Annotated in this window: 10 protein-coding genes; 4 read left to right on the forward strand and 6 right to left on the reverse strand. The window is 51.9% G+C overall.

Translation table 11 applies throughout. The features are described 5' to 3' along the window. Positions 1 to 361: 361 nt before the first annotated feature. The 5 genes from KO116_RS04105 to KO116_RS04130 form a co-directional block, all read right to left on the reverse strand. Positions 362 to 1150, reverse strand: coding sequence for an SDR family NAD(P)-dependent oxidoreductase (locus tag KO116_RS04105; RefSeq protein ID WP_035561402.1), 789 nt, complete (start codon positions 1148 to 1150; stop codon positions 362 to 364). Continuing rightward, complete coding sequence (locus tag KO116_RS04110) at positions 1147 to 2325, reverse strand: aldose 1-epimerase family protein (RefSeq protein WP_035561404.1); 1179 nt, start codon at positions 2323 to 2325, stop codon at positions 1147 to 1149. The genes KO116_RS04105 and KO116_RS04110 overlap by 4 nt, the downstream gene beginning before the upstream one ends. 84 nt (positions 2326 to 2409) lie before the next feature. Then, the gene (locus tag KO116_RS04115) at positions 2410 to 3210 is read right to left on the reverse strand and encodes a sugar phosphate isomerase/epimerase family protein (protein ID WP_235272500.1); all 801 of its coding nucleotides are present in this window, start codon (positions 3208 to 3210) and stop codon (positions 2410 to 2412) included. A gap of 76 nt (positions 3211 to 3286) precedes the next feature. Beyond that, a protein-coding gene (locus KO116_RS04120) for an IS3 family transposase (protein WP_144408557.1) occupies positions 3287 to 4467 on the reverse strand; the annotation gives its coding sequence in 2 pieces (ribosomal slippage) (positions 3287 to 4200 and positions 4200 to 4467; 1182 coding nt in all). A 138-nt stretch (positions 4468 to 4605) separates the two neighbouring features. Next, entirely contained in the window at positions 4606 to 5694 is a 1089-nt protein-coding gene (locus KO116_RS04130; RefSeq protein ID WP_035561415.1) for a Gfo/Idh/MocA family protein, read from the reverse strand. Between the two features lie 366 nt (positions 5695 to 6060). On the opposite strand from KO116_RS04130, the gene KO116_RS04135 reads away from it, so the two are divergent. After that, positions 6061 to 6957, forward strand: coding sequence for a substrate-binding domain-containing protein (locus tag KO116_RS04135; protein ID WP_235272501.1), 897 nt, complete (start codon positions 6061 to 6063; stop codon positions 6955 to 6957). Positions 6958 to 7607: 650 nt separating this feature from the next. Here the strand turns inward: KO116_RS04135 and KO116_RS04140 are convergent. Next, positions 7608 to 8684: a TRAP transporter substrate-binding protein gene (locus tag KO116_RS04140; RefSeq protein ID WP_035561420.1), complete on the reverse strand. Its 1077-nt coding sequence runs from the start codon at positions 8682 to 8684 to the stop codon at positions 7608 to 7610. A 305-nt stretch (positions 8685 to 8989) separates the two neighbouring features. On the opposite strand from KO116_RS04140, the gene KO116_RS04145 reads away from it, so the two are divergent. From KO116_RS04145 to KO116_RS04155, 3 genes are read left to right on the forward strand one after another with little or no spacing between them, the layout of a single operon-like run. Continuing rightward, the gene (locus tag KO116_RS04145) at positions 8990 to 10792 is read left to right on the forward strand and encodes an IlvD/Edd family dehydratase (protein ID WP_035561423.1); all 1803 of its coding nucleotides are present in this window, start codon (positions 8990 to 8992) and stop codon (positions 10790 to 10792) included. Between the two features lie 17 nt (positions 10793 to 10809). Beyond that, positions 10810 to 11754 carry a DMT family transporter gene (locus tag KO116_RS04150; RefSeq protein WP_035561426.1) on the forward strand — a complete coding sequence of 315 codons (945 nt, stop codon included), beginning with the start codon at positions 10810 to 10812 and terminating at the stop codon, positions 11752 to 11754. A 31-nt stretch (positions 11755 to 11785) separates the two neighbouring features. Next, complete coding sequence (locus tag KO116_RS04155) at positions 11786 to 12556, forward strand: FadR/GntR family transcriptional regulator (RefSeq protein ID WP_035561428.1); 771 nt, start codon at positions 11786 to 11788, stop codon at positions 12554 to 12556. Positions 12557 to 12614: the final 58 nt, after the last annotated feature.

Here is a 12614-nt window from a genome sequence, read left to right on the forward strand (position 1 = left end):
TTTGTCATTATGTTAGCGCTCACGTTAGCGCTAACATTAAATCTAGCACGAGATTTTTGATACCGCAATTATGTTGTTTCTAACTTAGACGAAGGTATAGCCAAGCAAGTCTCTGAAGAGATAGAGAGCGGGTCACGTAAAAGCTTAAAAGCAATTTTTAGTAGCTTTTAATCTATATTTAACAAGAAGATAAATTTTTATGTGTCATAAACTAATAGTAGGACTTGCGGCGCTGTGGTTCTGTCGAAATTAGCAATTGAGGCTAAGCTTGGGCATCGAAATCCGGCACGTGCTCAACCACTTAGCTAGTTAATATTTATGCTTGCTTAAGCAAAGGCCAACTGCAACTGCTAGTTATTCACTATCTCATTACCCAGCCACCATCCACTGCGATGTCTTGCCCCGTAATAAATGAGGAGGCATCTGATGCTAGAAACAGAATTACCGATGCGATATCAGTGGCGCAGCCACGTCGTTTGATGGATTGATGATCGAGCACAAACTGAGCGTATTGCTCAGAATTGTCGTGTATTTTTTCCGCGTCAGTAGGAAACGCTCCCGGCGAAATGGTGTTGCAGGTGATTCCCCACTTACCAAACTCACGCGCCCAGGCTCTGGTCAAACCAACAAGAGCACCTTTCGATTGAACGTAAGGCGCCAGTTGTTCCCAGCCACCAGAAAGCGTAATAGACGAAATGTTAATAATTCTTCCCCATTTCTGGTCTCGCATCCCTGGCAAGGCGATACGGGTGCAGATTAAAGCAGCTTCTACATTCACCGCATGAACGTTGCGCATTTCCTCAATGGTGAAGTCTTCAAAAGGCTTACACGGATAAATAGCCGCATTATTTATCACCACATCAATGGGCCTTTCTTTAACCAACTCGCCGAGCTGTTGTTCAAGCACTTGATGATCGGCCAGATCCAACTCGATAATCTCTAGCTGCGACTGTAGGTGTTCCGGTGTGGCGTTGCGTAGTTCTGCTATTTTGCGAGTGTCATTGTCAATGGCTACCACGCTTGCACCCAGGGCAAGGATTTCTAGAGTGGTTTCACGGCCTAACCCACCGGCGGCGCCCGTGTAGAGTACCCGTTTGCCTTTAATGGAAAATTGAGCAGCAAGAGAGTGAGTAAGGTTTACATCGCTCATGAGCGGCCTCCTATAACAGGGAACTTGCCAGAGGGTACCGGAAAGTTTTCGTCAGGCTGGGTAGCAACTGCTGTAATGCGCTTCTCGCAGTTAATGATTTCCTGCCTATCCGTTAGTACGCGAAAACGGATGTCATAATGACGCTCATCGCCATGATGAAGCCAGATTAGTTCGCCACGCTCTCGGGCAGCACCTTCACCAAGAACGTGATTGGTAGAGGGTTCTATACCTGCCGCATATTGGCCGGCTTGCAGGTTTTGCCACTGGTATTGGCAGGGAAATTGATCCTTGCGAGTAGTTACCTCCAACCCCAAAGAAAGTCGGTCATTAACTAAGGCGACGGATACTTCCCCTGTGTCATTGGGCTTCATTTCGTGTTGCCAGACCTGCTCATGGAAACCTAACTGAGGGGGCGGGAAGGTGCAGTAGCCGACATCTTGCGATCGGTAAGTTTCATGATGAGCGGCCCATATTACGTCTGTGATAGGTGCCACATAACGCGTGCCTTCATCGAGCACTGGGTAGCCCACATTGATGTGGTAACAGAACATATGCGGTGTACGATAGAAACCACGGTTTACCACACGGTCGCTGATGGAGATATCGTTACTACCAACGTTGATTTCAATACGACGATGTAGCTCAAGGTGTTCGCCGAAAACGGTGCCTTGAGTCACCACCCCTTCTGCCCAAAGTACACAGCTATCCCCATCCCAGCGTTCACCATAACCACTGAGGCGGGCAGGGATAGTCCCCACTCGGCCATGGATAGACTGCTTAACCAATTTACGGGGTGTATAAATGTAATTGTCCGCTGGCGCATCGTACATAAAAAGGATGTGATCTAGCCCGCAGGTGACCATTAATCCTGAAAAAGAGCGCATCCAACCGAGCCCATCTTCGCCTTCATATTCATGCAGACTTGGGTGGCGAAAGCCCGATGGAGAGTGCCATCCAATCGAATGACCGCGATACTCGCAATCGGCGATATCCATAGCCCGCTCAATTAATACGGTGAACCGCAAGCCCGTTCCTGAACGAAATTCAAGCATGCGAATGCCACGCTCTAAACCGTCCTCTAACTGCATCAGTCGCACGCCAGCAAACTGTCCTAGAGAGCCACTACTTGCCTCAATGTCCCGTCGAGTTAGCTCTTTACCATAGAGTTCAGGCATAACTTCTCCTTTAAATGCCGCCTGGGGACAGCATTCTGCATTTAACATATGGATGGTAGGCCCGTCGTTAACGGGCCTAAGTGTTCAGACGCCGTTCGCGCGAAGTTTGCCGTCAATGAATTTTTTCGCACGGGGTACATCACTTTCATCCAAATGCTCAATGATGATAGGGATATTGGGATGTGTTTTTGATAGACGCTTTAAATAAAGGTCGTAGTTCAACTCACCCAGGCCTGGTGCAGGGAGTTCTATTTCGCCAACGCCACGGAATGTATGGCTCTCCGCTGCGCTCTCATCACCGATATCGCTGTGCTTTTCGCCCTTGTCGTCACCAGAGCGTTTTACATCCTTTGCATGAGCAATACAGATTTTGTCTGACAGTGCATCGAAAACTCTATTGAGAGTTTCATCCATCTTGCCGATATTATGCGCTTCGAAATAGTTAGTTGGATCCATCAACAGACCCAAGCCAGGATGATTGACCTCGACGAACATACGTAGCGTTTCCTCTACGGAGCCAACTACGTTGTTCACATAGGTTTCAAGAAGGAAAACCGCGCCATGGTCATAGGCGTGTTGAGCGAGATTAGCGATGACTCCACGGCAGTCTGCCCAACCTTCTTCGGTTTTGTTTTTTGGGTGGTGTACCCAATCGCTTTCAGTATTGAAGGTGCCTGTTTCTGAAATGACATAGGGTGTACCAAGATATTGCGCGTTAGCAATAATCTCTTTAAGTAACCCATTTCGTTTACGACGTTCGTCTGCATCAGGGTGAACGATATTGGTATAGGCGGAAATTGCACAAATCGGTAAGTGGTGATCACGGAATGTGTTACGAATTTTATCGCATTTCTGTTGAGTGATTTGGCCAGCAGATAAATCCATGTCTCTGAAGTGCATATCCAATTGCACAGTGTTGAAGTTGTGACTTCGGATTGTCTTGGCGGACTCTTTGTAGTGGTCAAGTAAAACTGGCCACCGCTTTATAGTTAACCCAGTACTTTTCCTCTGCCTGGTTCGGACTCATAGCACCGTTATGCTGGTGAGGCCTAAGCTGGCTGTAATACCCGATTAAATAGTTCACGATATGATGCTGCCCCTGCAAGAATGAGCGATAGCCATACGTTGGCACCCATTCAACCTTTAAGCTCCTGAAGAAACGCTCCATTGGCGCATTATCCCAGCAATTACCACGTCGGCTTAGGCTTTGTTTTACCTGGCATTTCCAGAGTGTCTGACGAAACTTACGGCTCGTATAATGACTGCCCTGGTCGCTGTGGAACATAACCCCTTTTGGCCGCCCACGGCTCTCATAAGCCATTTTCAATGCGCTGCTGGTGAGTTCGCTATCGGGCGATAACGACATCGACCAGCCAATCGTTTTCCTAGCAAATAAGTCCATGACAACGGCTAGATAAGCCCAGCGTTTGCCAGTCCAGATATATGTGACGTCGCCACACCAAACGCGGTTGGGCGCCTCAACGTTAAACTGACGCGCTAAGTGGTTCGGTACCTCAACATGTTCATCACCTGTTTTCTTGTAGGTGTGCCCAGGCACTTGGCAGCTAATTAGGCCAAGCTTTTCCATCAGGCGGCCAGCGCGATAGCGACTTAACGGCACATCCTGCCTTGTCGCCATCTCTGCGATGCTGCGCGCCCCTGCAGAGCCTTCGCTCTCGCGAAAGAGCTCTCTGACCTTGGCTATTTCCTTAGTCTTCGTGGCACACACAGGTCTTTTTGAACGTTGTCTCCAGTATTTAAAGCTGCTGCGATGCACGCCAAACACGTCACACAGTTTTTTTACCGGGTAGCTCGTCTTGAGTTTCTCGATTAGCGAGAAGTGTTCAGGGAGTCCGACATCAAGAGAGCGGTAGCCTTTTTTAGGATGTCTTTTTCCATCTCAATGTCACGGATGCGCTTTTCAAGCTCGCGAATCCTGAGCTGATCGGGTGTCATGGGCGTTGCTTTAGGGCTTTGGTCATCACGCTCTTGGCGTAACTGACGAACCCATTTATCCATGCTCGAATACCCCACATTCATGGCTTCAGCCGCTTCACGAACCGTGTAGTGTTGATCGACGACTAGCTGTGCTGCTTCGAGTCGGAATTCAGGGCTAAAGTTACGTTTTGGTCTTGTTACCATGCTGCCACCTAGTGATGTCTTGGTGCATATTAGCACCTCTAAGTAGGTGGCCAAATTCACTATGCCACTACACTTCAAGTGAGTAGGGAAAGTAACCTGAGAAAATGCCTGTCTGCATCATAGCGAAAACTCCTTATTTTATTCTTGGATAAAATCGTTAAAGCGCAGAGTACGCTGCTCATCAATCGACTGATAAGCTGCCTCTACTAGCGCCATGGTTCGCACAGTATCGGCGACGTGAAGTACGGGGGGAGTGTTAGATTCAATCGCGTATTGCAATTGTTCCATTACGCCTATGAATGCGTGTGGGAACCACATGGTGTCCCAATGTGGAGATACCCACTTGCCATCGGTGTGTGTCTTGCTCGCGTAGGTAAGCGTAGACGGCTCGCCTCCTGGCCAACCGATAGTGCCTTTGGCTACACCAGCCGTGCCTTCAACCCGCCATGTAATGCATTGGTCATCTTGAAAGCCACTTTCACGGGGGCCGGACCATACGTCTTCCAGTGATAATGCCAACAACCCTGATGGAAACCGCAGGGTGGTGGCAACGATACCATCGGAATGTTTAAAGGTAGTGCGTGGATCCTTTCTAGTGACACTTGTCACTTCTTTAGGATCACCAAACAGAAAGCGCAGTACATCTAAGTGATGTACGCTCATATTGGCTAAAGTTAAGCGATCATAATCGTGTAAAAAACCTTGCCAATGAGGAATTGCATGCATATTGATTTGGGCAAATACAGGATCTCCCAAAGCGTGATTACTGAGGAGCTGATGAAGAACTCTTATTGACTGGTCATAGCGCATGTTCTGATTCACCGACAAAATTTTGTCGGAAGCGGCGGCTTCGTCGCGCAATGAGCGAGCTTCAACCAGAGTAAATGCAAGCGGCTTTTGTACCAAAATGGCCTTGATATGACGCGCCTTCAGTGCGGCACGAATAAGGGCTGGCTGCTGATCCGGAGGATAGGCGATATCGACAATGTCTACCGTATCGTCGGCGATTAAAGCCTCTGGAGTAGTGTGTACAACGGGGATTGACCATCTGTTTGCTACTTCCTGGGCATGCGCATAGGTACGTGAGGCAATCGCTGTTACAGGAAAGCCTGCCTCGGCATAAGCTGCAAGATGGCACTCGGACATGATCATGCCTGCGCCAATACACCCAATACGATATTTGCGAACTCTAATATCGGCATCTGGCTTGAAAACGATGTCATTCATTCCCGACCTCTTCTTGTTTTATATCCTATTCGCCATCCGCTTTTGTCAGCGCCAACGAGTATTATTGTTTCGCGTACTTTATGTTTGATTAATAATGAGGTTATCTCAAACGCCTTTTTTCATCTTTATCCATCATTTTTAATCATTTTTGGCATTTTTTTATTTTGGCTATCGTTTTTAAGCGAAAGATATTTAAAAAGATGTTTTTTGAGGGGTGTTAGGTGTTGCGTCAGTAAAAATCGAGGAGGGTAGGGCGTGAGAACCACTGTCAGCCAAATTGCGAAAGTCGCAGGCCTGTCCACGGCCACAGTAGACCGAGTGTTAAACAATCGCTTAGGAGTCAAGGTCCGCACTCGGGAAATCGTTATGCATACAGCTTCTCAGCTGGGTTATTTTGGGCCGATTGAGGCGGATACACCTGCAGATATCCGTATGGACTTTATGCTGCCTGCTGGCAACAACACGTTTATGGTTTTGCTACGTAAATTTATTCTTGAGGAGGCACATAGTTACGGTGGAGTAAGCCCCAACCTCCATCTTTATGAGGGGCTAGAACCCGATAAGCTGTCCGCTAAACTGTTGGCTTTGGAGGGCAGTACCGATGCAATCGCGGTAGTGGTACCTGATCACCCCGCGGTGCGTGAAGCGATCAACAGACTGGCTGCCCGGGGCATTCATGTAGGAACCTTTGTCTCAGATTTACCATTGGTGGAGAAAGTCGGTTATGTGGGTATCGACAACCGTGCCGCTGGCCGTTTGGCTGGCTTACTGCTGGGACGTTTTCTCAAAGACGATCGTAATCACAATGTAGCGGTTTTCATCGGCTCTGCCTCCTACCGTGGTCATGAAGAGAGAGAAATGGGGTTTCGCGCCATTCTGGCCCAAGAGCATCCAAATTTGCGGATATCACATACTATTCAAGTTAACGATGATCGAGACCGAGCGTACGAAGAAACGCGCCAGCTTCTACAAAGTGATCCCCCAGGCGCTATCTATAACATCGGCTCCGGCAATCAAGGCATTAGCCGCGCACTACAAGAAAGCGGTGCTAGTAAAAATATCGTTTTCATTGCCCATGACCTGACTGAAGCGACTAAGATGATGTTACTGGACCGGACCCTTGATGCCATCATCGATCAGAACCCTAGGGTAGAAGCGCGTGAGATCATCAAGCTGCTTTCCTCTGCGGTTCGCGGCTCAAGAGAGCCCGAGTACCCGCCACGATTGCAAGTGGTATTCAGGGAAAATATACCACCTGTTTGAGCCGGTACGAATGCAGGTATTCAAGATCAGAGGTTAATTTGTTGTAGCGGCAATAGACAAATTCTGAAAGAAGTGGATACGTTCGGAACTACAAACCAGCTGCTACGTCGCGAGATGAGTGCGTTTTGCTGCCAAGCGGGATATTGCTTCGGCATTATCAGGGCGTTTGTAATCGGCGGCGTACATTGTTTTTCAATGCTAATCCCAACCGTCCCAGGGCTTTCCATATCGTAATCAGGCTTATCTGGCCAACATGATCCGGTCACGCAGTCCTGTCCATAAGCTTGCCCAAGAGCATAAAAATCAGCCAAATAAACAGTATACGCACGAATTTATTGGCTTAGGGCACTACATTATTGAACAGGGCGCGACCGATCACATTGGCCAACATCAGGGTAATGAGCTCTGCTAGCAGGGCCGCAATAATGTGTTATATGGCAAGTATTGACTATCAAATGCCGAGCCACTGTGTTGTTCAGTACCGAGTTGCTGCGGTTGGTGATGAAAATCGTAGAGCAAAGCAACCGTGTTAGTGGGCATAGCCATGATTACACTGCAAGTATGAGTAAAGAACAGGCAAGAGGTGTTTACCTCTTGCCTGTTCCTGTAAGCAAATGTTAAGCAGCAGAAAGCCTAACAGTGATACGTCACTACTCAGTCATTGTCGATTCAGCAATCTCTTGGAATTCAGCTACGAGATCTTCGCCAATGCGCGGTGCCCACTCTTCGTAAACAGGCTGCACGGCTTCCTGGAAAGCGGCAATCTGCTCGTCATTAAGACGGGTGATTTGCATACCACGTTCCGCAAGCTGCTCGCGCGCCCAGTCGTCGTACTCGCTGGAGAGTTGGATTTCGTAATCGGCAGCCTGCAGCGCGGCTTCCTGAACAAGTTCCTGATATTCAGGGTCGAGTTCGTCCCAAGTACGCTGAGAGATCATTTTGATGAAGGGCGTATAGACGTGGCGGGTTTCGGAGCCATAATCCTGCACTTCATGGAAGTTGGAGGTCAGAATGGTGCTCCAGGGGTTTTCCTGACCATCCACTACGCCCTGCTCCATGGCAGAGAACAGTTCACCAAATGCCATGGGGGTGGGGTTGGCGCCCAACGCTTCCCAAATGGCTAAGTGCACCGGGTTTTCCATGGTGCGAATCGACAAGCCGCGAACATCTAGACCCGCCACATCTTCTGGTGAAGTGACTTCCCGGGCGCTATTGGAGAGCTGGCGGAAACCATTTTCAGAGAACGCTAATGCTTTCAAGCCGGTGCCATCGAACGCGTCAAGCATCTCCTGGGCAGCATCGCTGCGCATGGCCTTAACGGCCGCTTCACGGGTGGGCAGCAAGAACGGTAAGTCGAAAACCGCCAGTTCTTCCACATAGCCCGTGGCGGGAGAAGAAGAAGGATAGGTCATATCCAGCGTGCCGGTCTGCAGCATTTCCATCATCTGCACGTCATCGCCAAGCTGGCTATTAGGGAAAATATTAACGGTAATGCGCCCCTCACTGCGCTCGTCAAGAATATCCGCAAAATATTGGCTAGAGAGGTATTGTGGCGAGCTTTCGGCCAACCCAAGCCCCATGCGTAACGTGACGCTACCGTGGTCACCTACGGTGTCGCCCTCAATCTCCGGTGGGTCGGATAGATCGGGTGTTTGCGCGTAAACCATGCCTGAGCTGAGCAGCGTAGCGCCGGTCACTAACAGAGTGCGCTTCCAAAGATGATGCATAATCGTCATTCTCCTGGCGTGCTGTAGGCCGCTTTACTAAGGGAGTCTAGTCTTCTAAGCGAGCTACAGCTTGGTGGCTGTTGTTGTTGTCTGGCAGCGGCGCTGGCTTTAACGCGTCAGCACCGCGACCCTTAGGTGAATGTGTAACGTTTTTCGTATATGTTCAACATATACTTTTGTATGTATCGACGCCGCAATAAAGAAAGCGTACCTTCGTGGCAATCTTTCTTTCGTTCTTATAGCAGTTTTTACAACTGTTCTTATAAACGTTCTTACAACCTTTACTTTAGGCGTGGAGTGTCCCCATGGCCAATTTTCAACGCATAACGCCTGAGCAGCTGCGTTCACGCTATTGGTTCGATAACCCTGATCACCCCGGTACCACGGCGCTGTGCATTGAGCGCTATCTCAATTACGGCATCACGCTGGATGAGTTGACCAGCGGTAAGCCGATTATTGGTATTTGTCAGTCGGGTTCGGATTTAACCCCATGTAACCGCCACCATATTGATTTGGTCAAGCGGGTGAAGGACGGTATTCGCGCCGCAGGCGGCGTGCCGTTTGAATTTCCCATGCACCCGATTCATGAGAACGTGCGGCGGCCCACTGCGGCACTGGACCGTAACCTCGCCTATTTGGGCATCGTGGAAGTGCTCCACGGCTACCCACTAGACGGCGTCGTATTGACCACCGGCTGCGATAAAACTACTCCCGCCGCGCTAATGGCAGCGGCAACGGTGAATATCCCGGCCATCGTGCTTTCCGGCGGGCCGATGCTCAACGGCTGGCGCGGCGCCGAGCGGGTCGGCTCGGGTACGATTATCTGGGAGCTACGCAAGCGCCTAGCAGCGGGTGATATCGACTACGCGGAGTTCCTTTCCCGCGCCAGCGATTCGGCACCTTCCATTGGCCACTGCAATACCATGGGCACCGCCTCCACCATGAACTCCATGGCGGAAGTGCTGGGAATGAGCTTGCCCGGTTCCGCAGTGATTCCCGCGCCCTATAAAGAGCGGGCGATGGTCGCCTACGACACCGGCACGCGGATTGTCGATATGGTCTGGGAAGATCTGCGCCCGCTGGATATCCTAACCCGCGAAGCGTTTGAGAACGCGATTGTGGCGTGTTCCGCGCTGGGCGGCTCTTCAAACGCACCGGTGCACATTAATGCGATTGCCCGCCATGCGGGTATCGAGATTAATAACGACGACTGGCAGCGTCTGGGCCATGAAATCCCGCTGCTGGCCAACGTGATGCCTGCGGGTGCCTTTCTGTGCGAAGAGTTCCACCGTGCTGGCGGCGTTCCCGCGATTCTCCACGAGTTACAAACGGCGGGTAAACTGCACGGCGATGCGCTGACGGTCAACGGCCGCTCGATAGGCGATAATCTACAGGGTCGCGAAACCCAGGACCCCGATGTGATTTGTCGCTACGGCGATCCGCTGGTCGAGCATGCGGGCTTCCTCAATCTCAAGGGCAACCTGTTCGACTCGGCGCTGATGAAAACCAGCGTGATCTCCCGGGATTTCCGCGAGCGCTTTCTGAATGATCCCAACGACCCGGAAGCCTTTGAAGGTAAGGTTGTGGTATTTGACGGCTCGGAGGATTACCACGCCCGTATCGATGACCCGGCGCTTAACATTGATGCCCGTACTATTCTGGTGATGCGCGGCGCAGGCCCGGTTGGCCACCCCGGCGGTGCCGAGGTCGTCAACATGCAGCCGCCAGAGGCGCTGATCAAGCAAGGCATCGAGTCGCTGCCGTGCCTGGGCGATGGGCGTCAGTCAGGCACCTCTGGCTCGCCGTCGATCCTTAATGCCTCCCCAGAAGCCGCTACCGGCGGCGGCCTGGCGCTGCTGGAAAGCGGTGATCGGCTGCGGGTTGATCTCAAACGTGGTGAGGTACAGCTTTTGATTGAAGCCAGTGAGCTAGAAGCACGCCGGACGCTTTTGGCTGAGCAGGGTGGCTACCGCTACCCCGGCCACCAGACTCCTTGGCAAGAGATCCAGCGCAGTATGGTCGAGCCGCTGGATCGCGGGATGACCCTGGAGCCCGCCACCAAGTATCGCGATGTCGCTCGCCAGCATCCGCCTAGAGACAATCACTAAAGGATTTGTTACCACACATGAGTCGTTGGAGTACCTTTTCGCATCGTCAGCAGGGGCTGCTGTTGACCGGCGGCGGCGCGATAATCATGGCGCCGGATGCCTTGCTGATCAAGGTAGCTGACCTGCCCGACGCGGAAATACTGATGTGGCGCGGTTTTCTCTCCGGGCTGGGTTTTCTGCTGATTGCCTTGGCGCGCTATGGCCGAGGCACGCTGGCAGCCTACCGTCGCTGTGGCTGGACCGGCATCGCCGTGGCGCTGCTATTCAGCCTGACCACCTGTGGCTTCGTGCTGGGCAACCAGTACACCAAGGCAGGCAACGTGCTGATGATACTGGCTAGTTCGCCGATTATCGCCGCTGTTCTCTCCTGGATTATCCTCAAAGAGCGGTTGCCCAGGCGTACTTGGCTGGCAATTTGTCTCTGCATGGTGGGTATAGCGATGATCGCGCTGGATGATGCGGGTGCCGGCTCGTGGGTGGGGAACGCTTTCGCCTTGATGGCAGCAACCACCCTGGCCATTAACTTCACTCTCTGCCGCACGCGGCCGGGGGTGGACATGAGCCCGATGCTAGTATTTAACGGACTTGTCGTCGGTAGCGTTGCGGGAATCTTTTGGCTGGCGGGCAGTGAACCGAGCCTGCCAGCCACCAACCAACTCGCCGTGGTTATCCTGCTGTGTCTGATTATCGTGCCCTGCGGGGTGACGCTACTACAGCGCGGGCCGCTCTATCTACCGTCTGCGGAAGTGGGCCTACTGCTATTGCTTGAAGTGGTGGTGGGGACGCTATTAGCTTGGTGGATTTTAGGCGAGCAGCCCGCGCCGATCGCCATGGTCGGCGGCCTTCTGGTACTGGGCACACTGAGTGCGAAGGGCCTCTATGAAAGGCGCCTTGAGCTACGCATGCGCGCCGGATTTGAACCTGCCTCACCGATAACAGTAGACCGGTCAAGTACGTTATGATGGGCAGGAATCGAAATAGGGTCTTAACGTAGTGACGTCATCTCTCAGCAAGCCAGCCGCTCGCCCCAGTATCGCCGAATACCTCGCCGAGAAGATCTTTGGCGGGCGCTATCATCCCGGCGATCTTGTGCCGCGTGAAATGGATCTATGTGAACGCTTTGCGATCAATCGCTCGGCGGTGCGCAGCGACCTGCGCCAACTGGTGGAGGCGGGCATTATCGAGCGTATCTCTGGGCATGGTTCCAAAGTACGCGAGTATTCAGAGTGGCATATTCTCGACGCTCAGGTGACCGACTGGCTGACCCGCTACGCCGCCCCCAATCCGGAAATACAGCGCGAAATCCTCGCCTTTCGTTTGGATGTAGAACCCTATGTGGCGATGACCGCCGCCAAGCGCGCCAAGGCGCGGGATCTGGTGGCCATCGAAGAAGCCTTTGAAGGGCTGGGGCAGAACCTGCGCAATGCCACCTGCGAAGAGGAGCGGCGGCTGCATAGCGAGTGTGATGTTGCCTTCCATGAGGCGATCTTCAAAGCGACCCACAATATTGTCTGGGCGCAGCTATCGCATATCCTGCGGCCCTCTATCTTTATGCTGGTATCCATGTCCAACGAGAATGCCGTTGACCCCGATGAAAGCCTGGAGCGTCATCGTCAGCTGATGGAGAGCATTCGCCTGCGCCGCCCCCGCGAAGCATTTTTAGCGGCTCAGGCTGTATTGGCAGGCACCGCCGCTGCGTTGGGCTTAGAGCACAGCGCCAGCTCACTGGGCCGTAGTGTCGAGTTGCCGCATAACACCCATTGACTCTGCCCCCTCTTAGCCACTTTCAGTTAAGCGATTCTTGATTCGTTTTTTCCATTAA

The organism is Halomonas sp. KO116 (assembly GCF_000734975.2).
Classification (GTDB): domain Bacteria; phylum Pseudomonadota; class Gammaproteobacteria; order Pseudomonadales; family Halomonadaceae; genus Vreelandella; species Vreelandella glaciei.

Excerpts from the sequence above, each read along its gene's own strand:
- KO116_RS04130 (WP_035561415.1), bottom strand. The coding sequence starts at position 5,694 with ATGAATGACATCGTTTTCAAGCCAGATGCCGATATTAGAGTTCGCAAA.
- KO116_RS04110 (WP_035561404.1), bottom strand. The coding sequence starts at position 2,325 with ATGCCTGAACTCTATGGTAAAGAGCTAACTCGACGGGACATTGAGGCA.
- KO116_RS04105 (WP_035561402.1), bottom strand. The coding sequence starts at position 1,150 with ATGAGCGATGTAAACCTTACTCACTCTCTTGCTGCTCAATTTTCCATT.
- KO116_RS04145 (WP_035561423.1), top strand. The coding sequence starts at position 8,990 with ATGGCCAATTTTCAACGCATAACGCCTGAGCAGCTGCGTTCACGCTAT.
- KO116_RS04150 (WP_035561426.1), top strand. The coding sequence starts at position 10,810 with ATGAGTCGTTGGAGTACCTTTTCGCATCGTCAGCAGGGGCTGCTGTTG.
- KO116_RS04135 (WP_235272501.1), top strand. The coding sequence starts at position 6,061 with ATGCATACAGCTTCTCAGCTGGGTTATTTTGGGCCGATTGAGGCGGAT.
- KO116_RS04140 (WP_035561420.1), bottom strand. The coding sequence starts at position 8,684 with ATGCATCATCTTTGGAAGCGCACTCTGTTAGTGACCGGCGCTACGCTG.
- KO116_RS04115 (WP_235272500.1), bottom strand. The coding sequence starts at position 3,210 with ATGGATTTATCTGCTGGCCAAATCACTCAACAGAAATGCGATAAAATT.